26 protein-coding genes are annotated in these 24,284 nt (G+C 64.4%); 21 read left to right on the top strand and 5 right to left on the bottom strand.

Going from position 1 to position 24,284, the window contains the following annotated elements; translation table 11 throughout:
- Nucleotides 1–224 precede the first annotated feature (224 nt).
- Nucleotides 225–488 (bottom strand): hypothetical protein, encoded by a 264-nt coding sequence (locus LN996_RS23775; RefSeq protein ID WP_308102704.1) that lies wholly within the window; start codon nucleotides 486–488, stop codon nucleotides 225–227.
- On the opposite strand from LN996_RS23775, the gene LN996_RS05080 reads away from it, so the two are divergent.
- The 4 genes from LN996_RS05080 to LN996_RS05095 all read left to right on the top strand — a co-directional run bounded on the left by LN996_RS05080 (nucleotide 408) and on the right by LN996_RS05095 (nucleotide 4,822).
- Complete coding sequence (locus LN996_RS05080; RefSeq protein WP_308102701.1) at nucleotides 408–662, top strand: YlxR family protein; 255 nt, start codon at nucleotides 408–410, stop codon at nucleotides 660–662. The two genes, LN996_RS23775 and LN996_RS05080, sit on opposite strands and share 81 nt — an antisense overlap.
- Nucleotides 663–814: 152 nt before the next feature.
- Nucleotides 815–3,673, top strand: a complete 2,859-nt coding sequence (infB, locus tag LN996_RS05085) for a translation initiation factor IF-2 (RefSeq protein WP_231339129.1) — start codon at nucleotides 815–817, stop codon at nucleotides 3,671–3,673.
- 77 nt (nucleotides 3,674–3,750) lie between these two features.
- Nucleotides 3,751–4,254 carry a 30S ribosome-binding factor RbfA gene (rbfA, locus tag LN996_RS05090; RefSeq protein WP_231339130.1) on the top strand — a complete coding sequence of 168 codons (504 nt, stop codon included), beginning with the start codon at nucleotides 3,751–3,753 and terminating at the stop codon, nucleotides 4,252–4,254.
- An 85-nt stretch (nucleotides 4,255–4,339) separates the two neighbouring features.
- Nucleotides 4,340–4,822 (top strand): nucleoside deaminase, encoded by a 483-nt coding sequence (locus LN996_RS05095; protein ID WP_231339131.1) that lies wholly within the window; start codon nucleotides 4,340–4,342, stop codon nucleotides 4,820–4,822.
- Nucleotides 4,823–4,848: 26 nt separating this feature from the next.
- Here the strand turns inward: LN996_RS05095 and LN996_RS05100 are convergent, their stop codons facing one another.
- Complete coding sequence (locus LN996_RS05100) at nucleotides 4,849–6,003, bottom strand: pyridoxal phosphate-dependent aminotransferase (protein WP_231339133.1); 1,155 nt, start codon at nucleotides 6,001–6,003, stop codon at nucleotides 4,849–4,851.
- A gap of 34 nt (nucleotides 6,004–6,037) precedes the next feature.
- On the opposite strand from LN996_RS05100, the gene truB reads away from it, so the two are divergent.
- The 8 genes from truB to LN996_RS05140 all read left to right on the top strand — a co-directional run bounded on the left by truB (nucleotide 6,038) and on the right by LN996_RS05140 (nucleotide 13,765).
- The gene (truB, locus tag LN996_RS05105) at nucleotides 6,038–6,985 is read left to right on the top strand and encodes a tRNA pseudouridine(55) synthase TruB (protein WP_231339135.1); all 948 of its coding nucleotides are present in this window, start codon (nucleotides 6,038–6,040) and stop codon (nucleotides 6,983–6,985) included.
- Between the two features lie 2 nt (nucleotides 6,986–6,987).
- On the top strand, nucleotides 6,988–7,341 hold the full coding sequence (locus LN996_RS05110; protein ID WP_231339137.1) for a hypothetical protein: 354 nt from the start codon (nucleotides 6,988–6,990) through the stop codon (nucleotides 7,339–7,341).
- A 20-nt stretch (nucleotides 7,342–7,361) separates the two neighbouring features.
- On the top strand, nucleotides 7,362–7,796 hold the full coding sequence (locus LN996_RS05115) for a hypothetical protein (protein ID WP_231339139.1): 435 nt from the start codon (nucleotides 7,362–7,364) through the stop codon (nucleotides 7,794–7,796).
- Nucleotides 7,797–7,884: 88 nt separating this feature from the next.
- A complete protein-coding gene (locus tag LN996_RS05120; RefSeq protein ID WP_231339141.1) occupies nucleotides 7,885–8,868 on the top strand; it encodes a bifunctional riboflavin kinase/FAD synthetase in 984 nt (327 codons plus the stop codon).
- Between the two features lie 160 nt (nucleotides 8,869–9,028).
- Nucleotides 9,029–9,298, top strand: coding sequence for a 30S ribosomal protein S15 (gene rpsO, locus LN996_RS05125; RefSeq protein WP_104137311.1), 270 nt, complete (start codon nucleotides 9,029–9,031; stop codon nucleotides 9,296–9,298).
- 241 nt (nucleotides 9,299–9,539) lie between these two features.
- The gene (locus LN996_RS05130; protein ID WP_231339142.1) at nucleotides 9,540–11,792 is read left to right on the top strand and encodes a polyribonucleotide nucleotidyltransferase; all 2,253 of its coding nucleotides are present in this window, start codon (nucleotides 9,540–9,542) and stop codon (nucleotides 11,790–11,792) included.
- Between the two features lie 89 nt (nucleotides 11,793–11,881).
- Complete coding sequence (locus LN996_RS05135; protein WP_231339143.1) at nucleotides 11,882–13,225, top strand: pitrilysin family protein; 1,344 nt, start codon at nucleotides 11,882–11,884, stop codon at nucleotides 13,223–13,225.
- A gap of 78 nt (nucleotides 13,226–13,303) precedes the next feature.
- Nucleotides 13,304–13,765, top strand: coding sequence for a DUF1579 family protein (locus tag LN996_RS05140; protein ID WP_231339144.1), 462 nt, complete (start codon nucleotides 13,304–13,306; stop codon nucleotides 13,763–13,765).
- A 3-nt stretch (nucleotides 13,766–13,768) separates the two neighbouring features.
- On the opposite strand, the gene LN996_RS05145 is transcribed toward LN996_RS05140, so the two are convergent.
- Together LN996_RS05145 and moaA are read right to left on the bottom strand one after the other, a co-directional pair.
- Entirely contained in the window at nucleotides 13,769–14,035 is a 267-nt protein-coding gene (locus LN996_RS05145) for a MoaD/ThiS family protein (protein ID WP_231339145.1), read from the bottom strand.
- A 4-nt stretch (nucleotides 14,036–14,039) separates the two neighbouring features.
- Nucleotides 14,040–15,179: a GTP 3',8-cyclase MoaA gene (gene moaA, locus LN996_RS05150; RefSeq protein WP_231339146.1), complete on the bottom strand. Its 1,140-nt coding sequence runs from the start codon at nucleotides 15,177–15,179 to the stop codon at nucleotides 14,040–14,042.
- A gap of 134 nt (nucleotides 15,180–15,313) precedes the next feature.
- Here moaA and LN996_RS05155 point away from each other — a divergent pair, with 134 nt between their 5' ends.
- From LN996_RS05155 to LN996_RS05195, 9 genes are all read left to right on the top strand, one after another.
- Nucleotides 15,314–16,081 carry a response regulator transcription factor gene (locus LN996_RS05155; protein ID WP_231339147.1) on the top strand — a complete coding sequence of 256 codons (768 nt, stop codon included), beginning with the start codon at nucleotides 15,314–15,316 and terminating at the stop codon, nucleotides 16,079–16,081.
- Entirely contained in the window at nucleotides 16,068–17,348 is a 1,281-nt protein-coding gene (locus LN996_RS05160) for a cell wall metabolism sensor histidine kinase WalK (protein ID WP_231339148.1), read from the top strand. Before LN996_RS05155 ends, LN996_RS05160 begins: the two co-directional genes overlap by 14 nt.
- Before the next feature lie 113 nt (nucleotides 17,349–17,461).
- The gene (locus LN996_RS05165) at nucleotides 17,462–18,973 is read left to right on the top strand and encodes a molybdopterin-dependent oxidoreductase (RefSeq protein WP_231339239.1); all 1,512 of its coding nucleotides are present in this window, start codon (nucleotides 17,462–17,464) and stop codon (nucleotides 18,971–18,973) included.
- Nucleotides 18,974–19,031: 58 nt separating this feature from the next.
- Complete coding sequence (gene glp, locus LN996_RS05170; RefSeq protein ID WP_231339149.1) at nucleotides 19,032–20,258, top strand: gephyrin-like molybdotransferase Glp; 1,227 nt, start codon at nucleotides 19,032–19,034, stop codon at nucleotides 20,256–20,258.
- Nucleotides 20,246–20,785: a cyclic pyranopterin monophosphate synthase MoaC gene (gene moaC / locus LN996_RS05175; RefSeq protein ID WP_231339150.1), complete on the top strand. Its 540-nt coding sequence runs from the start codon at nucleotides 20,246–20,248 to the stop codon at nucleotides 20,783–20,785. The genes glp and moaC overlap by 13 nt, the downstream gene beginning before the upstream one ends.
- Nucleotides 20,782–21,285 carry a MogA/MoaB family molybdenum cofactor biosynthesis protein gene (locus LN996_RS05180; protein ID WP_231339151.1) on the top strand — a complete coding sequence of 168 codons (504 nt, stop codon included), beginning with the start codon at nucleotides 20,782–20,784 and terminating at the stop codon, nucleotides 21,283–21,285. Before moaC ends, LN996_RS05180 begins: the two co-directional genes overlap by 4 nt.
- A complete protein-coding gene (locus LN996_RS05185; RefSeq protein WP_159707334.1) occupies nucleotides 21,275–21,730 on the top strand; it encodes a molybdenum cofactor biosynthesis protein MoaE in 456 nt (151 codons plus the stop codon). Before LN996_RS05180 ends, LN996_RS05185 begins: the two co-directional genes overlap by 11 nt.
- Before the next feature lie 51 nt (nucleotides 21,731–21,781).
- A complete protein-coding gene (dapB, locus tag LN996_RS05190; RefSeq protein WP_231339152.1) occupies nucleotides 21,782–22,540 on the top strand; it encodes a 4-hydroxy-tetrahydrodipicolinate reductase in 759 nt (252 codons plus the stop codon).
- Between the two features lie 4 nt (nucleotides 22,541–22,544).
- Nucleotides 22,545–23,033 (top strand): hypothetical protein, encoded by a 489-nt coding sequence (locus LN996_RS05195; protein WP_231339153.1) that lies wholly within the window; start codon nucleotides 22,545–22,547, stop codon nucleotides 23,031–23,033.
- On the opposite strand, the gene LN996_RS05200 is transcribed toward LN996_RS05195, so the two are convergent.
- On the bottom strand, nucleotides 23,009–24,244 hold the full coding sequence (locus tag LN996_RS05200) for a heparan-alpha-glucosaminide N-acetyltransferase domain-containing protein (RefSeq protein ID WP_231339154.1): 1,236 nt from the start codon (nucleotides 24,242–24,244) through the stop codon (nucleotides 23,009–23,011). The genes LN996_RS05195 and LN996_RS05200 overlap by 25 nt on opposite strands.
- Nucleotides 24,245–24,284: the final 40 nt, after the last annotated feature.

Genomic DNA, 24,284 nt, shown 5'->3' on the forward strand with positions numbered 1-24,284 from the left:
GAAGCTCAACGGCTTCCAGCCCCTGCCCACCACCGGCTTGTCATTCGTCGACGTCGGACGAACCGCCTAAAGCACCCTTCGAGTTGTGGGGGGCCCCCGGGCGGCGGGGAACCCCCCAAAACCCCCCCCCCCGGGCCCCCCCCCCCCCCGGTTCCGCGCCGCGCTTGCGGCGTACCTGGTTTCGGGAGTGCGGGGCCGGGGGGCTAGACTAGATGGAACCGGGCTTACGTCCGGTATCCGCGCGCTTTGGCGTGCCTCAGCTGCGTTTGCAGGACCGGGGCCCGTCGGGCGCCAGAAGCGTAAGGCAGGTTGGACACGTCGTGGCTGAACTGCTGGAACACGGCCAGGGGCCTGTTCGCACGTGTATCGGATGCCGGAAGCAAGGCTCCCGGTCCGAGCTTGTCCGGCTGGTCGCCCAAGGCGGCGGTTCGTCCGCTGTCCTGGTGGATGAACGACGCCGGATGGCCGGCAGGGGTGCGTGGCTGCACCCCAGCGAAAAGTGCTTGGCATTGGCGATCAAGCGGCGCGCTTTCGGAAGGGCCCTTGCAGGCGCTGCCGAAACGGGCGCCGTTGAAAGATATCTGATGCCGGGCACGCCACTTGTGGAGGCCCAGGCCGCCACGGGAAAACCGTCCAAACCTGAAAGCGGGTCAGAAAACTGATGGAAACCCGATGAGTTCCCAGCGATGAGTGCGTAACGATGACAACTTTGTTGCGCTCTGCAATGGGCCTTTCTGTCGCGATTGCGACAAGGGCCCGCAGTAAGAAGTAGACGGTTCGTGCCTGGCTCGGTGCGGACCGAGACAGGAGAAATGTGGCCAAGGTCCGCGTACATGAGCTCGCTAAAGAGCTCGGTATTACTTCCAAAGATGCAGTAACAAAACTGCAGGAATTGGGCGAATTCGTTCGCTCCGCCTCTTCCACCATTGAGGCCCCCGTCGTGAAGAAGCTTCGCGACGCCTATCCGGGTGCCGGTGCCGCAAAGGCCGCCGCTCCCGCAGCTGCTCCGGCGGCAACCCGCCCCGTAGCATCACGTCCGGCCGCTCCGGCTCCCGGACCTGCAGCACCCAAGGCTCCGGCCCCGGCGCCTGCAGCGGCTGCTCCGGCAGCTCCTGCTCCCGCGGCACCGGCTCCGGCAGCACCCGCGGCTCCCGCCGCGTCCACCCCGGTCTCTGCCAAGCCCGGCGCCCGTCCTGCTCCCAAGGCAGAGACTCCGGCTCCGGCACGTCAGGGTGGCCAGGCTCCGCGTCCGGGCGGTCCCCGTCCGGGCAACAACCCGTTTGCTACGTCCCAGGGCATGCCCCGCGGCCGTGGTGGCGATGGCGATCGTCCGCCGCGTCCGGGCAACAACCCGTTTGCTCCGTCGCAGGGTATGCCCCGTGGTGAGCGCCGCAACGACGGCGAACGCCCCGGCGGTCCCCGTCCCGCGGCCGGCACGGGCGGTCCCCGTCCCGCAGCGGGCACCGGTGGTCCCCGTCCGGGTGCTCCGCGTCCCGGTGCACCCCGTCCGGGTGCTCCGCGTCCCGCCGGTGGTCCCGGTGGCGGAAACCGTCCTACTCCGGGCATGATGCCCAACCGCACTGAGCGTCCGGCTCCCGGTGGCGCAGGCCGTCCGGGTGGCGCAGGCCGTCCCGGTGGCGGACCCGGTCGTCCGGGTGGCGCACCTGGTACAGGTACCGGTGGCGGCGCTCCCGCCGGCGGTGGCTTCGGCAAGGGTGGCCGCGGTCGCGGTGGCACCCAGGGTGCCTTCGGCAAGGGCGGTGCCGGTCGCGGCAAGCAGCGCAAGTCGAAGCGTGCAAAGCGCCAGGAACTGGAGCAGATGAGTGCTCCGTCGCTGGGCGGCGTATCAGTACCCCGCGGTGATGGCGAGACCATCATCCGTCTGCGTCGTGGCTCGTCCATCACGGACTTTGCCGAGAAGATCGATGCGAACCCCGCGTCGCTCGTGACCGTGCTGTTCCACCTCGGTGAGATGGCCACGGCTACGCAGTCCCTCGACGAAGACACCTTTGGCCTGCTTGGTGCCGAACTTGGCTACAAGCTCCAGGTTGTTTCCCCTGAGGACGAAGAGCGCGAGCTGCTGGACCAGTTCGACATCAACATCCAGGACGAACTCGACGCCGAAGGCGACGACGTCCTCGAAGCCCGTGCGCCGGTTGTCACCGTCATGGGTCACGTTGACCACGGTAAGACCCGCCTGTTGGACGCCATCCGCAACTCGAACGTTGTGGCCGGCGAGCACGGTGGAATCACCCAGCACATCGGTGCTTACCAGATCAGCCACGTCCACGAGGGCACGGCCCGCGACATCACCTTCATTGACACCCCCGGTCACGAGGCCTTCACGGCCATGCGTGCACGTGGTGCCAAGGTCACCGATATCGCGATCCTGGTTGTCGCAGCCGACGACGGCGTTATGCCGCAGACGGTGGAAGCACTCAACCACGCGCAGGCAGCAAATGTGCCGATCGTCGTCGCGGTGAACAAGATCGACAAGGAAGGCGCCAACCCTGACAAGGTCAAGGGCCAGCTGACCGAGTACGGCCTGGTTCCCGAAGAATACGGTGGCGACACCATGTTCGTTGAGGTCTCTGCACGCCAGAACCTCAATATCGACGAACTGATCGACGCTGTCCTGCTGACGGCCGATGCCGCCTTGGATCTGCGTGCCAACCCGGACAAGGACGCTCGAGGCATTGCCATCGAAGCGAACCTCGACAAGGGCCGCGGTGCTGTTGCCACCGTCCTGGTGCAGTCCGGTACCTTGGCCGTGGGCGACACGATCGTGGCCGGTACGGCTCACGGCCGCGTCCGCGCCATGTTCGACGAGAACGGCGAGGCACTTGATGTCGCGCTGCCGTCCCGCCCGGTCCAGGTCCTCGGCCTGTCCAACGTGCCGCGTGCAGGTGACACCTTCCTGGTGACTCCTGACGAGCGTACGGCCCGCCAGATCGCCGAGAAGCGTGAAGCTGCCGACCGCAACGCCGCACTGGCCAAGCGCCGCAAGCGCATCAGCCTGGAAGACTTCGACCAGGCCGTTGCAGAAGGCAAGATCGACACCCTCAACCTCATCCTCAAGGGTGACGTGTCCGGTGCCGTGGAAGCCCTCGAAGACGCCTTGCTCAAGATCGACGTCGGAGACGACGACGTTCAGCTCCGTGTCATCCACCGCGGTGTGGGTGCCATCACGCAGAACGACGTCAACCTCGCAACGGTGGACAACGCCATCATCATCGGCTTCAACGTCAAGCCGGCAGAGCGCGTTGCTGAACTGGCTGACCGCGAAGGCGTGGATATGCGCTTCTACTCGGTCATCTACGCAGCAATCGATGACATTGAGATGGCTCTCAAGGGCATGCTCAAGCCGGAATACGAAGAGGTCCAGCTCGGTACTGCCGAGGTCCGCGAAGTCTTCCGTTCCTCCAAGTTCGGCAACATCGCAGGCTCGATCGTCCGCACGGGCATCATCCGCCGTAACACGAAGGCACGTGTCAGCCGCGACGGCAAGGTCATCGGTGACAACCTCACCGTTGAGACGCTCAAGCGCTTCAAGGATGACGCAACCGAAGTCCGTACCGACTTCGAGTGTGGTATTGGTCTTGGCTCCTTCAACGACATCAACGAAGGCGACATCATCGAGACCTTCGAGATGCGCGAAAAGCCGCGCGTCTAGGTTCCGTTTGGAACGGGTCCGTCGGGTTGCCCCGGCGGACCCGTTCCGTCCCCGTTTCTACTTTCCAGGAGGAAGTCATGGCTGATCCCGCACGCGCTGCGAAGCTGGCACAGCGGATTAAGGTCGTCGTCGCAGAAGCCCTCGGACGTCGCGTGAAGGATCCTCGTGTCGAGTCCATCACGGTGACCGACGCCCGCGTCACCAACGACCTTCAGCACGCCACCATCTACTACACCGTCTTCGGTGACGAGGTAGCCCACGCTGATGCCGCCCGTGCCTTGGAAAAGGCCAAGGGTGTGCTGCGGCAGGAAGTTGGCCGCAACATCACGGTCCGGCTCACCCCGACCCTCGAGTTCGTTGCCGACCAGATTCCGGTCAACGCCTCGAACCTTGAGGAGTTGCTGCGTGAAGCCAAGCGTCGCGACGCCGAGGTAGCCGCTTTGGCTGCCAGCGCCAAGCATGCAGGCGAAGCAGACCCCTACAAGGGCGACGCCCCTGAAGACATCGACGAGGACGACTTCGACGAAGAGGACACAGACCTCTCCGGCGACAACGAACTCGACGAAGACGCCAACCGCTAGAACCTCAGGGTTTTTTGTACAGCTCATGCCCCTAAGACAGCGTTTTAGGGGCATGAGCTGTACTCAAACTCGTTAGGATCAGAGCATGTCGGCGCACAGTGCTCAGCAGCGTGATGAATACCTGAACCGGGCTATCCGCCTGGCGGTGCAGAACGTTTCCGACGGCGGCGGTCCTTTCGGCGCCGTCGTGGTCACCCCGGACGGAACTGTCCATGAGGGAGTGAACCGGGTGACACGTGACCACGACCCCACCGCCCATGCCGAAGTGGTGGCGATTCGTCGGGCAGCGGCCGCAATGCAGAAGTTCGACCTCAGCGGTGCCGTGCTCTATGCCAGTTGCGAGCCCTGCCCACTGTGTTTGTCGGCTACCCTGTGGGCCAGGATCGGTCACGTCTACTTCGCAGCGGACAGGCATGGTGCTGCCCGGGCGGGCTTTGATGACGCCGTGTTCTACGAATACTTCGCCGGTACCAGGCCTGAGCTGCTTCCGGTAGAGCAGGCGGAGGTGGCCGCATCCGGTGACCCGTTCGAAGCCTGGCTGAACCACTCCCGCCGGACCGCCTACTAGTCCGAATGACCAGTACCGCCGCGGTGCTAAACGGTCGCTGGCAGGCGCCTGACGCCGTCGAGCAGGTCTTGCTGCCCACCGCAAAGGGCGATCCTGATCCAACCCTCGCCGATGGACCCGAACGCAGTTCCCGGCGCGAACGACACCCCGGAATCCGCCAGGAATTTGCGCACCCAGGTGCGGACATCCCCATCACTGACGTGCGACACATCGGCCCACAAATAGAACGCTCCTTGTGCACCCAGATAGCGGATACCCTTCTCCGACAGCACGGCCGAAGCCGCGTCCCGGTTGCTGCGGTAGTGTTCGCGCGCGTTGGAAACGTAGTCCTGGGGTCCGGTCAGCGCAGCCAGCGCAGCGTACTGCGACGGTGAGGCGACGCAGGAAACGATCGCCTCCATGACATTGTTCATCTTTTGTTCCAGGCCCGGCGGGCAAACCAATGCCCCGATACGCAGGCCCGTGAGCCCATACGTTTTGGACAAGGTCATGGACGTGAACACGCGGGCTTCGCCGGGAACATCGCTGTCGAAGCGGGCCGGACTGATATGCGGGACGTCGAAGGTGAAGGCTTCGTAGCACTCGTCCGAAATGATCCAAAGATCATGCCGCACAGCCAGGTCCACCAGTTGGCGGGTGGCATCTTCGCTGATGACTGCCCCCAAGGGGTTGGAGGGCGAGTTCAGCATCAAGACCTTGGTCCGGGGCGTGATGAGTGCCTCGATGTCCTCGATATGCGGCTGGAAGTCGTTTTGAGGGTACAGCGGATACTGCACAGGTACCGCGTGGAGGAGGCGGCTCGTCATGGCAAAGGTGGGGTAGCCGGGGTTGGGAATGAGGATCTCATCTCCGGGGGAGAGCAGGAGGCTCATGGCGAAGTGCAGGCCTTGCTGGGCTCCGTCCACCACATAGACGCGCTCCGCCCCGATCTGAACACGTTGCTGTTCGCGGAAACGGGCTGCGAAGGCTTCACGGAGCGCCGGAATCCCGGCGTTCGGTGTGTAGTTGGTCTCATCACGGTCAAGGCAGGCAATGCCGGCGTCCAGGACATGGCGGGGGAGGGCAAACCCCGGTTCCCCGATGCTGAGGACGATCGCGCCGGGCGTCGCCCAGGCGGCCTCGGTGATCTCACGGATCTGGTTCACTGGGACGTCGCGCACGTGCGGGGCAAGCTCAGGCATGGGAGCCATCCTAGCCACCCATATACTGGTAAGCGTGCTTTCTGGACTGGTAATCGTTGACAAACCGCAGGGATGGACCAGCCATGATGTGGTTGGCCGGATGCGGCGGCTGGCTGGTACCCGGAAAGTGGGGCACGCGGGGACCCTGGATCCCATGGCCACAGGTGTCCTGGTGCTCGGCATTAATAAGGCGACCCGCCTGCTGACCTACATCGTGGGCACGTCCAAGACGTACACCGCCACCATCAGGCTCGGTGAAACCACTATCACCGACGACGCCGAAGGCGACGTTACGGAGGCCCGCAGCGCTGCGGATGTCACAGACGACGCCATCGCTGCCGGTGTTGCCGCGCTCACAGGCCCCATCCAACAGGTGCCCAGCAGCGTCAGCGCCATCAAAGTCAACGGTGAACGCTCCTACGCCCGTGTCCGCTCGGGCGAAGAGGTCAAGCTCGCCGCCCGCCCGGTCACCATTCACCGCTTCGAGGTCCACTCCATCACCAGGGTCGACGGCGGCAGGGTAGTTGACGTCGACGTCACCGTGGAATGCTCTTCGGGAACGTACATCAGGGCCCTGGCCCGGGACCTCGGCAAGGACTTGGCTGTCGGCGGACACCTCACGGCACTTCGAAGGACCCACGTGGGTCCCTACTCCTTGGAGCAGGCCCGCACCCTTGAGGAGTTGGCGGAGGATCTCGAGGTCCTGGAAATGTCACTCGCCGCCCGCGCCCTCATGCCCAACCGGGAACTGAGCGAGGAAGAAGCCACGGAGATCTCCTTCGGCCGCCGCATCGCCGCCGGCCCGGGAGCAGGGACCCCCGACGCTGCCACGGCCGAGAATCCCGCTGCAGCGTTCGCGCCGTCCGGGGAACTGGTAGCACTGCTGGCTGACACTGGGAGCTTCGCCAAGCCGGTGCTGGTCTTTGCGCCGGGAACTGGGCCGGGTTCCAGTACCGGCGAGGGAACCGGGCAGGCGAACTAGGCATGGACGGATATTTTTACGCCCTCCTGATCATCGGATTGGTGTCCACCATCATGTGCGTCGTGGCCGGCCTCATGAAGAAAGCGCCCAACGACCCCACCATCTTTTCCGTGCTTGCCGTTGAACTGGTCCTGCTGGTGTATCTGGTGGGTTCGATCGTCCGCGTTGCCATGGGCGAACAAATCGCCGGGGAAACATGGGAGTTTTGGGGCTACTTGATCACGGCGCTGATGATCCCGTTGGGAGCTGTCTATTGGGCCATCCTCGAACGAACCCGCTGGAGCAACTTCGTCCTGGCGGCAGTGGGCGTCACGGTGATCGTGATGGGCGCCCGCATGAACCAGATCTGGTACTGACCTTGAAGGAAGAACACAACGTGACTGGAACCGAGACAAACTCCGCGAACCGGAAGCCGCAGCTGAAGGACACCAGGAATACTGGTCCCGGCCGTCTCCTGATCGCGGTGTATGCCGTGTTCGCGCTGTCGGCGACGGCACGCGCCGGCTACCAGATCGCTACCAAGTTCGCCGAAGCTCCGCTGGCGCACATCCTGTCGGCGTTCGCCGCCGTCGTGTATATCGTGGCCACCGTTTCGCTGGCCAAGCCGGGCCGCACGTGGTTCAAGGTTTCGGTCGCCGCCGTCCTCACCGAGCTCATTGGCGTCCTGGTGGTCGGGGCCATCAGCCTCTTCGACCCCGTCGCGTTCCCGCACGACACTGTGTGGTCGCTGTTCGGCCGGGGCTATGGCTTCGTGCCGCTGATCCTTCCGGTCCTTGGCCTTCTGTGGCTCAACAAGCGCCGGCCGTCCTGAGCCGGCTGCCCTTCCGGGTAACCTTAGAATGTTCCGGCGCCGGGAGGTTGCCGGGCGGAACGAATATCTGCAGTAAAAGGCGAGGTTGATGGTCCACATCTGGAACGATCCCACCGAAGTCCCCAAGGACTTCGGACCTACTGTCGTTACCCTCGGGAATTTTGACGGCGTCCATCGCGGCCACCAGCATGTCCTGTCGCAACTGACCGATACCGCCAAACGGCACAACATTCCGTCGGTTGCGGTGACGTTCGACCCCCACCCTGCCCAGGTCCACAGGCCGGATGCGGCTCCGGAACTGATCATGGGGCTGCAGGACAAACTTGATGCCCTTGGTGACACCGGCGTTGATGCCGTGCTGGTCATGAAGTACACCCTGGACCTGGCCGCGATGACGCCACTACAGTTCGTCCGCGACGTCCTCCTTGACGGGCTCCACGCGGCACACGTCGTTGTAGGCCATGACCTCCGCTTTGGTGCCGGCAACGTGGGCGACGTCCTCACCATGCAGGAGTTGGGCGAAGCGCTCGGCTTTGGTGTGCAGGTAGTCAACGAATTCGGGGCGGGGGGTTTCCCGGTCCACGACGACGGCGACACAGACCGCCGCTGCTCCTCCACCTGGGTACGGGAAGCCTTGGCCGAAGGCGACGTCGTGACGGCCGCAGCTGTGCTGGGCCGCCCGCACCGCATGCGTGGTGAAGTGGTGCACGGCGCAGCCCGCGGCCGCGATCTTGGTTTCCCCACAGCAAACCTTGCCCCGGATTCCACTGGCTATGTTCCCGCGGACGGCATCTACGCAGGATGGTTGATCGACCAATCCGGCACGCGCTGGCCAGCAGCCATCTCCGTTGGTTCCAACCCCACCTTCGATGGCGTGAGCCGCCAGGTCGAAGCACATGTCATTGACCGCCCGGAGGAGAACGTGGAGGATTTCGATCTCTACGGCCAGACCGTGGCTGTCGAATTCACACAGCGGCTGCGCGGCATGGTGGCCTACCGCGGACCTGAGGCGTTGGTCGAGCAAATGTGCCTGGACGTAGCCCAGGCCCACGAGTTGCTGGCCACGCGCTAGGGCCATTTTCGACAACACTGCTGACCTGCCGGTAAACTGATCAGTGGATCCGGCTGCAGTCCGTGGCGGCTGGACCTGTTTTTGTGTGCGGCAACGCATCAAAGGCAACCCGTCAGCGAGGCGCTGCACCGGGAGGCACGGCACAACTCTAGGAGTTCACGTGGCACTTGACGCCGCTGTAAAGCAGTCCATCATCAAGGAATACGCAACCTCTGAAGGCGACACCGGTTCGCCCGAGGTCCAGGTTGCAGTCCTGACCCAGCGGATCAAGGATCTGACTGAGCACATGAAGGAGCACAAGCACGACTTCCACACCCAGCGCGGTCTGCTGGCCATGGTTGGTCGTCGCAAGCGCATGCTTACCTACCTGAAGAACACCGACATCGCCCGCTACCGTGCGCTCATCGAGCGTCTCGGCCTGCGCCGCTAGTCTGCCTTTAGGGGCGGCCCGCTCCTGTCCGGAACGGGCCGCCTTCTTCACCAACAACTAAAAACAGGAATCAACCGCATCGCGCATTCGCGGTCCTCGGTAGTGATTCCCGGGAAGCTCATCTGTGGTGATGACGCCCGTGGATCTCGATCGATGACCGGGTGTCGTACAGGCCAGGAAAAAAGAAGAGGCCTGGGTTGATGCGGCGGACTTCCGCTAACAGAAACGGAGGTGACTCTCTATGGAGGGTCCCGAAATCCAGTTCTCCGAAGCCATTATCGACAACGGTCGTTTCGGCAAGCGCGTCATTCGCTTCGAAACCGGCCGCCTTGCCAAGCAGGCAGCCGGCGCTTCGATGGTCTACATCGACGAAGACACTGCCTTGCTTTCCGCAACCACCGCAGGCAAGCAGCCGCGCGAAGGTTTCGACTTCTTCCCGCTGACGGTTGACGTTGAAGAGCGCATGTACGCTGCCGGCCGCATCCCGGGCTCGTTCTTCCGCCGCGAAGGCCGCCCGTCCACCGAAGCCATCCTGGCGTGCCGCCTCATGGACCGTCCGCTGCGCCCCGCGTTCGTCAAGGGCCTGCGCAACGAGGTCCAGATCGTGGTCACCGTCCTGGCGATCAACCCCGATGAGCTCTACGACGTCGTCGCCATCAACGCGTCCTCGATGTCCACGCAGCTTTCCGGCCTCCCGTTCTCCGGCCCGATCGGTGGCGTCCGCGTCGCCCTCATCGCCGATGAGCATGGTTCGCAGTGGGTTGCTTTCCCCAAGCACTCCCAGCTTGAGAACGCCGTCTTCAACATGGTTGTAGCCGGCCGCATCACGGGTGACGACGTCGCCATCATGATGGTTGAAGCCGAAGCCACGGACAACTCCTGGAACCTCATCAAGGAACAGGGCGCCACGGCTCCCACCGAAGAGGTCGTCTCCGAGGGCCTCGAGGCTGCAAAGCCCTTCATCAAGGCACTCTGTGAAGCACAGGCGGACCTGGCTGCACGCGCTGCCAAGCCCACCGTCGAGTTCCCCGTGTTCCTGGACTACCAGGACGATGTTTACGCCGCTGTTGAAGCCGCTGCTGCCGACAAGCTGGCTGCTGTCTTCCAGATCGCTGACAAGCAGGACCGCGACAACGCCTCTGACGAGCTCAAGGACGAAGTCCTGGGCGCGCTTGCCGGTACCTTCGAAGGCCGCGAGAAGGAACTGTCCGCAGCTTTCCGCTCGGTCACCAAGCAGGTTGTGCGCCAGCGCATCCTCAAGGACCAGATCCGCATCGACGGCCGTGGCCTGACGGACATCCGCCAGCTCACCGCCGAGGTAGAGGTTCTGCCCCGCGTCCACGGTTCGGCCATCTTCGAGCGCGGCGAGACCCAGATCATGGGTGTCACCACGCTGAACATGCTCAAGATGGAGCAGCAGATCGACTCGTTGTCGCCGGTAACGCGCAAGCGCTACATGCACAACTACAACTTCCCGCCGTACTCCACCGGTGAGACCGGCCGCGTCGGTTCCCCGAAGCGCCGCGAAATCGGCCACGGTGCTCTTGCAGAGCGCGCCCTGGTTCCGGTTCTGCCGACGCGTGAAGAGTTCCCGTACGCCATCCGCCAGGTATCCGAGGCCCTCAGCTCCAACGGCTCGACGTCCATGGGCTCGGTCTGTGCTTCGACGCTGTCCATGCTCAACGCCGGTGTGCCGTTGAAGGCAGCAGTTGCCGGTATCGCCATGGGCCTGGTTTCCGACCAGGTTGACGGTCAGACCCGCTACGCAGCGCTGACCGACATCCTCGGCGCCGAAGACGCTTTCGGCGACATGGACTTCAAGGTTGCCGGTACGTCCGAGTTCGTCACGGCCATCCAGCTGGACACCAAACTCGATGGCATCCCCGCTTCCGTGCTGGCAGCAGCACTGAAGCAGGCCCGCGAAGCCCGCCTCCACATCCTCGAGGTCATCAACGCAGCGATCGACACCCCGGACGAGCTCTCCGAGTTCGCTCCGCGCGTCATCGCCGTCAAGATCCCCGTGGACAAGATCGGCGAGGTCATTGGCCCCAAGGGCAAGATGATCAACCAGATCCAGGAAGACACGGGTGCGGACATCTCCATCGAAGATGACGGCACGGTCTACATTGGCGCTACGAACGGTCCGTCTGCCGATGCAGCACGTTCCGCCATCAACGCCATCGCCAACCCGCAGGTACCGGAAATCGGTGAGCGCTACCTGGGTACGGTCGTCAAGACCACCACCTTCGGCGCCTTCGTCTCCTTGACCCCGGGTAAGGACGGCCTGCTGCACATCTCCGAGCTCCGCAAGCTGGCCAACGGCAAGCGCGTGGACAACGTTGATGATGTTGTCTCCGTGGGCCAGAAGGTCCAGGTCGAGATCACCAAGATCGACGACCGCGGAAAGCTCTCCCTCTCCCCGGTTGTTGCCGAGGAAGAGGGCGCAGCTTCAGAGGACGCACCGGCCGAGGCCGCTGAAGAGTCCGCAGAGTAGTCTGTAAGCAGTACACCCGGCGGGGGGGGGGGGGTTGAAAAAGCGCCACCGGCCCTTCCGGCCTTAACCCGAAAACCTGAAAGGCCTTGATGACTGTCGTACCCTTGCCGTTGGAGCAGACCCTTCCGGGCGGCGAATTGATCCATGGTGCCGAGGGCGGTTCCGTCGTCCGGCGCTCAGTCCTGCCCGGCGGCGTGCGCGTCCTGACCGAGGCAATGCCCGGTCAGCGTTCGGCCACCATCGGTTTTTGGGTGGCAGTGGGTTCGCGCGACGAGGCGGACGGCCAGCACGGTTCCACGCACTTCCTTGAGCACTTGTTGTTCAAAGGCACCAAGAGGCGCACCGCCTTGGAGATCGCATCGGCTTTCGACGAGGTTGGCGGAGAATCGAATGCGGCCACTGCGAAGGAAAGCACCTGCTATTTCGCCAGGGTCCTGGACACGGACTTGCCCATGGCCATCGACGTTATTGCCGACATGATCACCGGCGCGGTCCTCGATCCTGCTGAACTGGAGCAGGAACGCGACGTCATCCTTGAGGAAATCGCGATGGACAGCGATGATCCCACCGACGTTGCGCACGAGAAATTTGTGGAAGCTGTGCTCGGCAGGCATCCGCTGGCCCGCCCCATCGGTGGAACGCCTGACGCCATCAAAGCTGTGGCACGGGACTCGGTCTGGGCGCACTACCAGCGCTACTACCGCCCTGAGGAACTGGTCATCACCGCCGCCGGCGGCCTGGATCACGACGTCGTCTGTGACCTTGTGCTCGATGCCCTGACGGCTGCGGGCTGGCAGCTGGATGCTGATGCGGCCCCCGTTAAACGCCGTGGGACTGAACGGGCTGTCATCACGGGGACGTCGGGCCTGCATGTGGTCAAGCGGCCCGTGGAACAGGCCAACATCATTATGGGTTGCCCCACGATCGTTGCAACGGATGACCGCCGTTTCGTCATGAGCGTGCTCAACGCTGTCCTGGGCGGAGGCATGTCCTCCAGGCTGTTCCAGGAGATCCGCGAGAAGCGTGGCCTGGTGTACTCCACGTACTCCTTCACGGCCGCCTACGCTGATGCCGGATACTTCGGCATGTACGCCGGTTGCACCCCTTCCAAGGTCCGCCAGGTGCTGGAGCTCCTGGGCGTTGAGCTGGAGAAGCTGGCCAAGGATGGTATTACCGAGGAAGAACTCCGCAAGGCAGTGGGACAGCTCAGCGGTGGAATTGTCCTGGCGCTCGAGGACACGGGTTCACGGATGTCACGGCTGGGCCGGGCCGAGCTCGTGTCCGGAGAATTCCAGGACATCGACGAGACCCTTGCCCGGATCCAGGCCGTCACGGTGCAGGAAGTGCAGGACCTGGCCCGAGAGCTCGCAGCGGCGCCCCGCACCATCACCGTCGTAGGTCCGTTCGAGGAAACCGAGACGTTCGGGCTCTAAGTCTCTGGACTCCCGCACTGTCAGCAGGGCAGCATGATCACACGGTGATGATGCTGCCCTGACTACTTTGGAGACGTGATGGATCTGCCCTCAAGCGGCCAAGCTGCGGAGATGCTGCACGACTTCATCGGTCACTGGCGGGGAATCACGGAGATAGCGGCCTCGCCGTGGGGGAGCGCCCGGACAGCCGACGCCGAGGTGGTATTCACCAGGGCCGCCGGAGGGTACGCCGTGGTCCAGAGCTACAGGCACCGCGAACCTGACGGCGCGCATTTTGAGGGGCACGGCATGTTCACGGTGGACCGGGACCACGGAGACACCCTGTGGTACTACGTGGACAGCATGGGCCGGCCGCCTGCCAGCCCCGTTCGGGGAACGTGGAACGCAGGTACGTTGACCCTGGATCGGCGAACAGCCGACGGCGTTGCCAGGCACACTTTCCGCGTCGAAGATGGCGTCCTGGTGCACACAGCCGACCTCCGGCTCGAAGGGACAGCAGACTTCAGCCCCTTGTTGAAGAGCGTGTTCAGGAAGGCCTGAGCCTCAGCCGCCGGCGAAAGGCGGCAGGACATCGATGATGTCCTGCGCACCGAGCGGAGCCGAACGGTCCCGCACGGCCACCTCATTGCGGAGGAAGCTGCTGCGCGCCACGATGCGGTCCAGCGGTGGTGTTCCTTCCGGAGGCAGCGGGCGCTCGACGGCGAGGGCAGCTTCCAGCAGGGCCTCCAGGCTGGATCCTTCCGGGAGGACATGATGTTCTTCTTCCACCCCGGCGGCCGCGCGCGCGGCAGCGAAGTAACGGACAAGCAAGGGTTCAGCCTCCGATTGCGCTCATGCTGCGGTCCGGCTGGACGAAGTCCGCTGCGCCGAGACCAGTGTGGTCCATGCCGTGGGCCTTGGGCTTGACCCACATGGCATCCTGCCACCGCTCCGCAAGCTCATCGTCCGTGGCACCTTCACGAAGCAGGCCTAGGAGGTCGAACTCTTCGCGGGAGAAGAGGCAGCTCATGATCTTGCCCTCGGCAGTGATGCGAGTCCGGCGGCAGTCCGAACAGAACGGCTCGGTGACCGAGGCGATGATGCCAACTGTACCGAGGACCGGGCCCTCGGCTTCACCGGAAGCGGAGTCCCGGCGTCGTACTTCGAAGCGTTCTGCCGGGGCGCCGTCCCGTTCGCGGGGGTCCTGGCCCAACACGAAGTCGCGGGACAGCAGATCGCGGATCTCCGCTGCCGTGATCATGTTGCGCCGGGTCCACCCATGATCGGCGTCCAAAGGCATCTGTTCGATGAAGCGAAGCTCGTAGCCGCGGCCCAATGCCCATGCCAGCAGGTCCGGTGATTCGGCGTCGTTGATCCCGCGCATCAGCACGGCATTCAGTTTGACCGGACCCAGGCCGGCTGCCCAAGCGGCATCGACGCCGGCCAGGACACGGTCCAGGAAGGGACGGCGGGTGAGTTTGGTGAAGGTCTCCTCGTGCAGGGAGTCGAGCGAGACGTTGATCCGGGTGAGGCCCGCTGCCTTCAGCGCCGCTGCCTTCTTATCCAGACCCACACCATTGGTGGTCATGGAGATGGGGAGTTCCGGGTGGTCGCTCCGAAGACCGGAAATAATGTCCACCAGGTCAGCACGGACCAAGGGCTCGCCGCCTGTGAGACGGAGTTCCCGCACACCCAGGGCGTTGACGCCGATGCGGACGATACGAATGATTTCGTCCTTGGTCATCACGGCGGTTTTCGAGAGCCATTCCAGTCCCTCGGCCGGCATGCAATAGGTACAGCGCAGATTGCATTTGTCCGTCAGGGACAGGCGCATATCCGTAGCCCGCCTGCCATAGCGGTCCCACAAACCCGCAGGCGTGCCTGTGGGACGCGGCGGCGGGACCGCGACGCCAGTTTCCTTGTTTCCTGCGGCAACGCCCGAAGGGGGCACCGGCATGCCCAGCTGAACACTCATAAATTCAGGCTACGCCACCCTGGCAGGATAAGTGACACCGGTAACAGTCACACAGTTCTTACGGATTCCATACACTTGCGTCCCGGACGCCCGGATCGCGTGCCGGTCACCGTTGGCAAACCTATGCTGAAAGCGTGAGCACATCAACGACGCCACCAGCGGAACCAGGAAACCGCCGGATCCTCCTGGTCGAAGACGAGGAGACCATCGCTGCCGTCGTGCGCGACTACCTGCTTCAGGCAGGGTTCCAGGTGGATATGGCAGGGGACGGCTTCACCGCACTCAAGGTCGCTGCATCGCGTCAACCCGACCTGGTGATCCTGGACCGCATGCTGCCCGGACTGGACGGCGTTGAGGTGTGTCGCCGGCTCCGCCAAACCATGAGCGTACCGGTGATCATGGTGACGGCGTTGGGCACCGAAGACGACCGGATCCTGGGTTTGGAGATGGGAGCCGACGATTATGTCACCAAGCCCTTCTCGCCCAGGGAACTCGTTCTCCGGGTGAAGTCGGTGCTGCGGCGGAGCATCAGGGAGTTCACGCCCGAACCACCTGTGGAAGCCGCAGGACTCGCACTCGATCCCGCCTCCCGCACGGTCACACATGGCGGAGTTCCCCTGGCGCTGACGGTTCGCGAATTCGATCTCCTGGCGTTCCTGATGCGCCGGCCCAACCAGGTCTTCAGCCGGGAAGAACTCATCAAGGCCGTATGGGGCTGGGACTTCGGGGATCTGTCCACCGTTACAGTCCACGTGCGTCGCCTCCGGGAGAAGATCGAATCCAATCCCACCAAGCCGGAGCTGCTCAAGACGGTCTGGGGCGTCGGTTACCGGTTCGATTCCTCCGCTGGCGCCCACGAAGAGCAGCCGGATTCGAAGGAGCGTGCCCGTGGAGGGCAGTGAACTGTGGACCATCCTCGCCTGGGTTCTGTTCTGGGCGGTGCTCATCGGCGCCACCACCTTGATGCTCCTGCGATTGCTTCGCCGCGCCTCGGTGCTCGCCCGGATCTGCCTGGTGGTGGTGGCAACTGTTGCGGTGCTCGTGGCGGGCATGGTCAGTGCCTTCAACGCAATGTTTATCTCAGCGAGGGACCTTGAGGTCATGTGGTACATCCTGGCGATGGCCTCCGCTGTAGCCGTTGCGTTGTCACTCATGCTCGGTGCCGGTGTTTCCCGCGACGCGGCCCAACTGGTGGACGCTGCCCGGCGACTCGGTCGCGGTGAAACCTTGGCCAGCACCGCCGGAGAGGGGCGGGGGACGGCTCCGGCCATGTCGTCCGAACTTGCCGAACTGGCACAGGAACTTGAGGCCAGCAGCCGCAGCCTTGCAGAGTCCCGGGAGCGGGAAGCCGCTATCGAAACTGCCCGGCGGGAGCTTGTCTCGTGGATTTCGCATGACCTCCGAACGCCCCTGGCCAGCATGCGCGCCATGACAGAAGCACTTGAGGACGGCATGGCATCGGATGTCCCGGGCTACTACCGGAAAATTATCGGGCAGACCGAGCAGATGACCGCCATGGTCAATGACCTCCTGGAACTATCCAAGATCCAGGCCGGCAGCCTCCGCATGCGCGCCGAACCCCTGGACCTCTATGACCTCGTCAGTGATGCTTTGTCTGACCTGGCGCCGCTGGCTGCCAAACGCGGCATCAGGCTCGACGGCGGCGGAGACCGTGAATGCATGGCCGTCGCTGACGGACCCAGCCTAGCCAGGGCCGTGCGGAACATCCTGTTGAACGCCGTCATCTACAGCCGGCCCGACACCGATGTCCACGTCAGCGTAGGACGGGACGGCAACGTACGGGGCGGCAACGCAGTGATTGCCGTGCAGGACCAGTGCGGTGGCATTCCGGATGAGGACCTCCCGCATTTGTTTGAAACAGGCTGGCAGAAAGACCCCGCCCGCGGTACCGCCGAAGGACTGCAGGGCAGCTACAACGGCGCCGGCATCGGACTGAGCATGGTTGCGGGGATCGTCAAGGCACACGGCGGATCAGTCACCGTGGACAACGTCGACGGCGGCTGCCGCTTTACCCTGTCACTTCCGGCAGGATCACGTCCGGCCGTGTCCCATCCGGCTGTGCCCCTTTCGGCGGAGACCCACCCGCCATCTTCCGTCCCGGCCACATCCGGGACCTCACATGACGAACGCCCAGGAGGCGCATCATGAGCACGCCCAACAGCGTTGACAATCCGGACCCGCGCGTGGTCGCAGCCGAACCTGCCGCACCGCCGACACCACGAGGCCACCTCCACCCCCGCTTGTGGGCAGCTGCGGCCGGCATGGCTTCGGGAGGTGCGGGGATCGCCGCAGGTGAACTGACCGCCGGCCTCCTGAGCCCCCTGGTTTCCCCGGTCACGGCTCTGGGCGGAGCCGTGATCGATGCAGTGCCTCCGGCTGTGAAGGACCTGGCTGTGCAGCTGTTCGGTACGGCGGACAAGGTCGTGTTGATTGCTTCCATCGGGATCGTCGCAGGGTTGCTGGCAGCGCTCGCGGGAGTCCTGGAGCGTCGCCGCGCTGGCTGGGGCCTGGTACTGGCCGGGTTGGCCGGAGCGGCTGGCCTGACCGCCGTCGTGACGCGTGCACAGGCAAGCCCGCAGGCGGCGCTGGCCCCGATCGTCGCGGCGGTTGTCACGATGCTGCTGTTGCGAACGCTCATACGCCGACTGACGACGTGGGCTCCGTCCACCACAACGCCGGCCGGTCAGGGCCACGATCCTGCGCCCTTGGCCAGACGGAGCTTCCTGAACGCGCTCGCCGGAACATCCATCGCCGCGGTCGTGGCGGGGACAGTTACCGCCGTCCTGACCAGGGCGACGGCGGTGGCTTCAGGTTTCCGGGGCTCCATGACACTCCCCGAGCCCGCCACAGCACCACAGGCCATCCCCGCAGGCGCAACCCTCCCTGTGGATGGCATCAGCCCTTTGGTGACCCCGAATGCCGATTTCTACAGGATCGACACGGCCCTGACGGTGCCTGCCATCGATCCGCCTGCCTGGAAGCTGAAGGTCACTGGAATGGTGGAGCGGGAGATCGAACTGGATTTCGCCACGCTGCTTGCCAAACCCATGACCGAGCGTCACATCACCATTGCCTGCGTGTCCAATAACGTCGGTGGCGACCTTATCGGCAATGCCCTCTGGCTGGGGTGGCCCGTCCGCGAACTTCTGGCCATGGCCGGTCCCAAAGCCGGCGCCGACATGGTGCTCTCCACCAGCAACGACGGTTGGACGGCAAGCACGCCCTTGGAGGCCCTCACCGACGAGCGCGACGCACTGTTGGCCGTGGGAATGAACGGTGAGCCCCTCCCGCTCGAACACGGCTTCCCCGTGCGCATGATTGTGCCGGGACTTTATGGCTTTGTCTCGGCCACCAAATGGCTCACGGAACTCAAAGTCACACGTTTCGCAGACGACACCGCCTATTGGACGCCCCGCGGCTGGAGCGATCACGGCCCGATCAAGACGCAGTCCCGCATCGATGTACCCCGCAGCGGCAGGACAGTCCAAGCCGGCCAAGTGCAATTCGGCGGTGTGGCGTGGGCTCAGCACCGGGGCATCAACCGCGTAGAGCTCCGCGTCAACCGCGGACCATGGCAGCAGGCCACCCTCGCCAGCGCTATTTCCACGGATACTTGGTACCAGTGGCAGCTTGGCATCGACCTCACGCCAGGCGATTACGAGATCCAAGTGCGGGCTACCGACTCCACGGGCCAGCCGCAGCCCGAAGACAAGGCCGCGGTGGCTCCCGACGGCGCCACGGGCTATCACACCATCAGCGTGAAGGTGGGCTGAGGCCCTAGTCTGGGTACGTCCGGAGATTTCCCGGAAGCCAGCGTTTCCACACAGGAGGATGACCGTGCCCAGATCAGTTGCAGACCACCGTCAAGCAGTGGCGGAACTGCTGACCGGCGCGACCAACAACAACGGTCACCGTCGCCTGCCGTTGCTGGAAGCGCTCGGAAAGGCGCTCGCCGTCGATGTCTACGCGCCACTTTCGCTGCCGCCGTTCGCTAATTCCCAGATGGACGGCTTTGCCGTCCGGTCCGAGGACATTCCCGACGACGGTGCGGAGCTTTGGGTGGCTGCGCCCGTTCCGGCAGGTGCCGCGCCGGCACCTCTGAAGGCCGGCTTTGCCGCCCCCATCATGACCGGAGCCATGATCCCTGACGGAGCTGACGCCGTCGTGCCTATCGAAAAGGCGACGCCGAACTCATTTCCTGAGGCAACAGCCAAGGATGCCGTTGTAGACGTCCCTGCCGTCGCTCCCGGTACCTATGTCCGAAACGCTGGCAGTGACATCGAGAAGGGGGCGTTGGCCCTGGCCGCCGGCAGCCTGCTGGGGCCGGCGCAACTTGGCTTGTTGGCCGCCCTGGGCCTGGCGACCGTTGAGGTTCGTGAGTCGTTGCGCGTCCTCCTGGTCACCACTGGAGATGAAGTGGTGGAGCCCGGGGAGGAACTCACCGCCGGCAAAATCTATGATTCCAACGGAACCCTGCTGGAAGCCTCCATGCGGCAGGCCGGCCTGGACGTGGTTCGTGCCGGAATTTCCGACGACGATCCTGCAAGCCTGTTGACTGTCCTTCATCGCTACACCCGGAAGACGGACAGCCCCGTTGACCTCATCGTGACCACCGGGGGAGTGAGCAAAGGTGCCTACGAAGTAGTCCGCCAGGCCATGTCCGGACACGCCGTCGACTTCCTGCCTGTGGCCATGCAGCCAGGCGGACCGCAGGGTCTGGGGTCATTCAACGACGTTCCATTCCTTGGTTTTCCCGGAAATCCCGTCAGCTGCCTTGTCTCCTTCGAAATGTTCCTCCGACCCGCGCTGTCACAGGTCGTGGGACACCCGGCGCCGCGACTGGTTCGCAAGGCAGTCCTGGCCGAACCGCTGACCTCGCCGGACGGCAAGCACCAGGTGCGTCGCGGCACCGTGGGAGGGGACGGTGTCCTCCGCATGGAAGGGGGCGCCGGGTCCCACCTGGTCCACGCCTTGGCCCGCGCCAATGCCCTGGTCCAGATCCCCATCGGCGTCACGGAACTCGCCGCAGGAGCCGAAGTGGAAGTATGGATGCTGTGAATGAAACTCCCGCGACCACAGAACACGCCGGCGGCCTGACGCACCTCAGGCAAGACGGCACCGCGCAGATGGTGGACGTCTCCGCGAAGGCCGTCACCACGCGTGAAGCCACCGCCACGGCAACCGTCCGCACCACCCCCGAAGTACTGGTCCTGTTGGGCGCCGGTGAGCTGCCCAAGGGCGATGCGCTCGCCGTGGCACGCGTGGCAGGGATCATGGCGGCAAAGAAGACTCCCGAGCTGATCCCGTTGTGCCATCCTTTGCCGATCTCCAAGGTCACAGTGGATTTTGACCTGGGCGCCGACTCGGTGGAAATCCTGGCCACCGTCAAGACCAGGGGCGTGACCGGCGTCGAAATGGAAGCGTTGACTGCAGCATCGGTCGCGGCCCTGAGCGTTTACGACATGATCAAGGCCGTGGACAAGCATGCCGTGCTGACCGACATCCGCGTGCTCGCCAAGAGCGGCGGCAAAAGTGGCGACTGGGCGCTGACCGGGGAAGCAACCCACGGGGAGTCCGGCGCATGAGCGCTTGCGAGCCGAACGCACACGGGCCGCGGAAGGCTGGCGTCGTCATCGCCTCCACCAGGGCGGCGGCCGGAATCTACGCCGATGAGACAGGCCCCATCATCCTCGATTGGCTCATTGAGCACGGCTTCGAGACTTTTCCCACCATGGTGGTGCCGGACGGCGAGCCTGTGGGAGCTGCCCTCAGGGCCCTCCTGACGCAAAACCCTGCCGTTGTCATCACGAGCGGCGGTACTGGCCTCAGCCCGGATGACCGGACCCCGGAGATGACGCTTCCGCTCCTGGACCGGGAAATACCCGGAATCATGGAAGGGATCCGGCGCGCGGGCACCGCGAAAACTCCCATGGCCATGCTGAGCCGTGGCCACGCCGGAGCTGCGGGGAAGACGTTCATCATCAACCTGCCGGGGTCTCCCAAGGGCGTCATGGATGGATTGGCTGTCCTGGACCCGGTCATCGGGCACCTGTGCGAACAACTGGAAGGTAGCCATGGGCACTGAAACAGACTTCGAAGTAGTCAGCGCTGTCCTCAGCGCCGAGCCCATTTCCGTCGACCAAGCCATCGCTGCGGTTGAATCGGACACGGCCGGTGCAGTGGTCAGCTTCAGCGGCGTGGTGCGGAACCACGACGCCGGCAAGGCCGTCGACCGGCTCAGCTACAGCGCCCACCCCACAGCGCATCAGGTCATGTCGGACGTCGTTGCGCAATTGGTGGCAGAGCATTCAGGCGAAGCCGACCAGCCCGTCCGCATTTGGGCCGCCCACCGGATCGGCATGTTGGAGATCGGTGACCCCGCGCTGGTTTGCGCGGTAGCAGCAGCCCACCGCGGGCAGGCGTTCGCCGTGTGCTCCGAGCTGGTGGACAGGGTCAAAGCGCAGGTTCCCATCTGGAAGGAACAGTTCTTCACCGACGGCACTGTCGAGTGGGTTGGCGCAGGCGAGTAGGTAGGAGTAACGGTTCCTGCCGGGCTCCGGCCCGGCGGTAGGGTTAATGGCATGACCGAACAACTTGCTGTTGCAGTGCTGGGCGCCCACGGGCGCATGGGAATCGAAGCCGTGAAGGCTGTGGAAGCAGCCGATGACATGAAGCTCGTAGCCGCCCTGGGCCGCGGCGATTCCTTGGAAACACTGCTGACCGCCGGCGCACAGTATGTTGTTGACCTCACCGTTCCGGACACCACCGAGACCAACGTCCGGTTCGCCGTCGAGCACGGGATCCACGCTGTCGTGGGAACCACTGGTTGGAACGCCGACAAGCTGGAATCCCTCCGTTCCCTGTTGGAGCAGAAGCAAGACACTGGCGTCCTCATCGCCCCGAACTTCGCCCTCGGGTCCGTGCTGGCATCTGCTTTCGCAGCCAAGGCCAGCCAGTACTTCGAATCCGTTGAAATCATCGAGCTGCACCACCCCAACAAGGTGGATGCACCCTCCGGCACAGCAGTACGCACCGCACAGCTGATCGCCACGGCGCGGCAGGAAGCCGGGGTTCCGGCCAGCCCGGATGCCACCGAAACGTCGATGGATGGCGCCAGGGGCTGTGACGTGGATGGTGTCCGGGTCCACAGCGTCCGGCTTCGCGGTTTGGTCGCCCACCAGGAAGTCCTCTTTGGCGGGCCCGGCGAGCAGTTGACGTTGCGCCACGATTCCTTTGACCGTGCCTCTTTCATGCCAGGCGTCCTGCTTGGACTGCGCAAGGTCGCTGCGCACCCCGGCCTCACGGTGGGCCTTGACGGCTACCTGGACCTGGGGCTCTAGGTCCATGGGAAATTTTTGGACGTCGTTGAAGAAGAACCGCACCAAAATCTGGGTCGGCGCCATCACCTTGCTGTTGGTGCTGTACCTGGTGGTCTCCGTGCAGCGTTCGTTCCTCCTGCTCGGCGACCCCAACCTGGTGGCCAAGGGCATTGGGGCGGCCTATCTGGTCCTGCCCGTAGTTGGTGCGTGGGCCCTCATCCGTGAGCTCCTCTTTGGCGCCCGCACGGAGCAGATGGCCAAGGTGCTGGAAGCTGAAGGCGGCTTGCCCGAGGACACTTTGCCGCGTACGCCGGGTGGGCGGATTGTCCGTGCTGCCGCGGATGCCGAGTTTGAGAAGTACCGGGCCGAAGCCGAAGCCGCGCCGGACGATTGGCGCTCCTGGTTCAGGCTGAGCTGCGCCTACGATGCCTCAGGGGACCGTAAGCGCGCCCGGGCGTCAATGCGCGACGCCGTGAAGCTCTTCCGCTCTCAGCCCACCGCAGCGGGCCGGTAGCTGCCCAGCCTCGACGCCGTGTGGGCCGCCCATTCCAGAGGCCCGCGGCGCCGGAGCAAGGCAAAGCACACGCCAATGGCGACGGCGCAGAGCGCTTGGGTCCAATACATGCCTTCGTCGGTCCACCCTGCAGGCAGCGGCTGGTTGGTGAATCCGGACACTACCCACACGTGGGCTGAATAGAGGCTCAGCGTCATGGCACCCGGCCCGCTGAGCACCAAGAGGACGTTGAACTTGATGCGTTCGGCCACGGTGCCGAGCAGCAGGAAGAAACCCACCACAGCGGCCGCCGTGCCACCGCTGTGCAGCAGGTCCAGGGTGGTCCCTGCATGCGGGGACGCGGTGGCCAACCACCACCAGGAGCCTGTCTGCTCCAGCCCGGTCAGGTTGACCTGAAGCATGCTCTCCAGCGGGTAGCCTCTGGTTCCGGGGAGCGCCTCCAGCGCGGCCCGGCCGCCCCAAGCCTCCATGGCAAGGAATCCGACGAGCTTCGCGGCGGTGGCCACGACGATTCCGGTGGTCAACAACCGCAACTGGACCTTCGCGGTTGTCAGCGCCAAACGGCCGATCACCAGTCCGATCAGGAGATACGAGATCCACTGGAACACCGGGTAGTAGCCCGTGAAGAACAGGTCGGCGAGAAGGCGCCCGGGCGTCCCCAGGTCCTCGCTGTTCGGGTTGTGGCCCAGCTGCAGCGGAGGGGTGGCGTCCAACAGAAGGGGCCGGACCAGGTACGCCAGCACAGGGGAGACAAGGATCCACCCCAGCGCCCAGAAACACAGTGCCCTTAGCCGCAGGCCAAGGAACGGAAGAATACACAGGAAAAGTACGGCGTAGTGCACCAGGATGACGGCGATGTTGACGTCCAGGCCTCCCAAGGTGAGGCCGACGACGGCAATCACCAGGGCGCGCATGGCGACGCCACCCCTGGCGGCCCACAGTTCGCTGCCTTTCCGTGGCTCCTGCTTACCGGTACTCAGTGCCAGGCCGATGCCGGCAAGGACGGCAAACAGTGCTGCAGACCGCCCCGAAAACACCAATCCCACGATCGTCGGCTCCCACAGCGGGGAGGGCCCGAACGTTGGTACCAGGTGCGTGGACATCATGCCAAGCAACGCTGCACCCCGGGCGGCGTCTATCCCCGTGAGCCGGGAGGAGATCGTGCCGCCACCGCCTGCTTTCCGCGGAGGCGCCGTCTCTTGCGAAGTCATGCTGCGATGGTCTCATAGCCAACTGTGAGCCGGGGCAGCG

It is taken from the genome of Arthrobacter sp. AK01, assembly GCF_021109375.1.
Lineage (GTDB): Bacteria > Actinomycetota > Actinomycetes > Actinomycetales > Micrococcaceae > Arthrobacter.

What these genes read in the sequence shown, in the direction of transcription:
- rbfA (WP_231339130.1), top strand. Translation starts at nt 3,751, where the DNA reads ATGGCTGATCCCGCACGCGCTGCGAAGCTGGCACAGCGGATTAAGGTC.
- LN996_RS05095 (WP_231339131.1), top strand. Translation starts at nt 4,340, where the DNA reads ATGTCGGCGCACAGTGCTCAGCAGCGTGATGAATACCTGAACCGGGCT.
- LN996_RS05100 (WP_231339133.1), bottom strand. Translation starts at nt 6,003, where the DNA reads ATGCCTGAGCTTGCCCCGCACGTGCGCGACGTCCCAGTGAACCAGATC.
- LN996_RS05110 (WP_231339137.1), top strand. Translation starts at nt 6,988, where the DNA reads ATGGACGGATATTTTTACGCCCTCCTGATCATCGGATTGGTGTCCACC.
- LN996_RS05120 (WP_231339141.1), top strand. Translation starts at nt 7,885, where the DNA reads ATGGTCCACATCTGGAACGATCCCACCGAAGTCCCCAAGGACTTCGGA.
- LN996_RS05130 (WP_231339142.1), top strand. Translation starts at nt 9,540, where the DNA reads ATGGAGGGTCCCGAAATCCAGTTCTCCGAAGCCATTATCGACAACGGT.
- LN996_RS05135 (WP_231339143.1), top strand. Translation starts at nt 11,882, where the DNA reads ATGACTGTCGTACCCTTGCCGTTGGAGCAGACCCTTCCGGGCGGCGAA.
- LN996_RS05140 (WP_231339144.1), top strand. Translation starts at nt 13,304, where the DNA reads ATGGATCTGCCCTCAAGCGGCCAAGCTGCGGAGATGCTGCACGACTTC.
- moaA (WP_231339146.1), bottom strand. Translation starts at nt 15,179, where the DNA reads ATGAGTGTTCAGCTGGGCATGCCGGTGCCCCCTTCGGGCGTTGCCGCA.
- LN996_RS05165 (WP_231339239.1), top strand. Translation starts at nt 17,462, where the DNA reads ATGGCTTCGGGAGGTGCGGGGATCGCCGCAGGTGAACTGACCGCCGGC.
- glp (WP_231339149.1), top strand. Translation starts at nt 19,032, where the DNA reads ATGACCGTGCCCAGATCAGTTGCAGACCACCGTCAAGCAGTGGCGGAA.
- moaC (WP_231339150.1), top strand. Translation starts at nt 20,246, where the DNA reads ATGGATGCTGTGAATGAAACTCCCGCGACCACAGAACACGCCGGCGGC.
- LN996_RS05180 (WP_231339151.1), top strand. Translation starts at nt 20,782, where the DNA reads ATGAGCGCTTGCGAGCCGAACGCACACGGGCCGCGGAAGGCTGGCGTC.
- LN996_RS05185 (WP_159707334.1), top strand. Translation starts at nt 21,275, where the DNA reads ATGGGCACTGAAACAGACTTCGAAGTAGTCAGCGCTGTCCTCAGCGCC.
- dapB (WP_231339152.1), top strand. Translation starts at nt 21,782, where the DNA reads ATGACCGAACAACTTGCTGTTGCAGTGCTGGGCGCCCACGGGCGCATG.
- LN996_RS05195 (WP_231339153.1), top strand. Translation starts at nt 22,545, where the DNA reads ATGGGAAATTTTTGGACGTCGTTGAAGAAGAACCGCACCAAAATCTGG.
- LN996_RS05200 (WP_231339154.1), bottom strand. Translation starts at nt 24,244, where the DNA reads ATGACTTCGCAAGAGACGGCGCCTCCGCGGAAAGCAGGCGGTGGCGGC.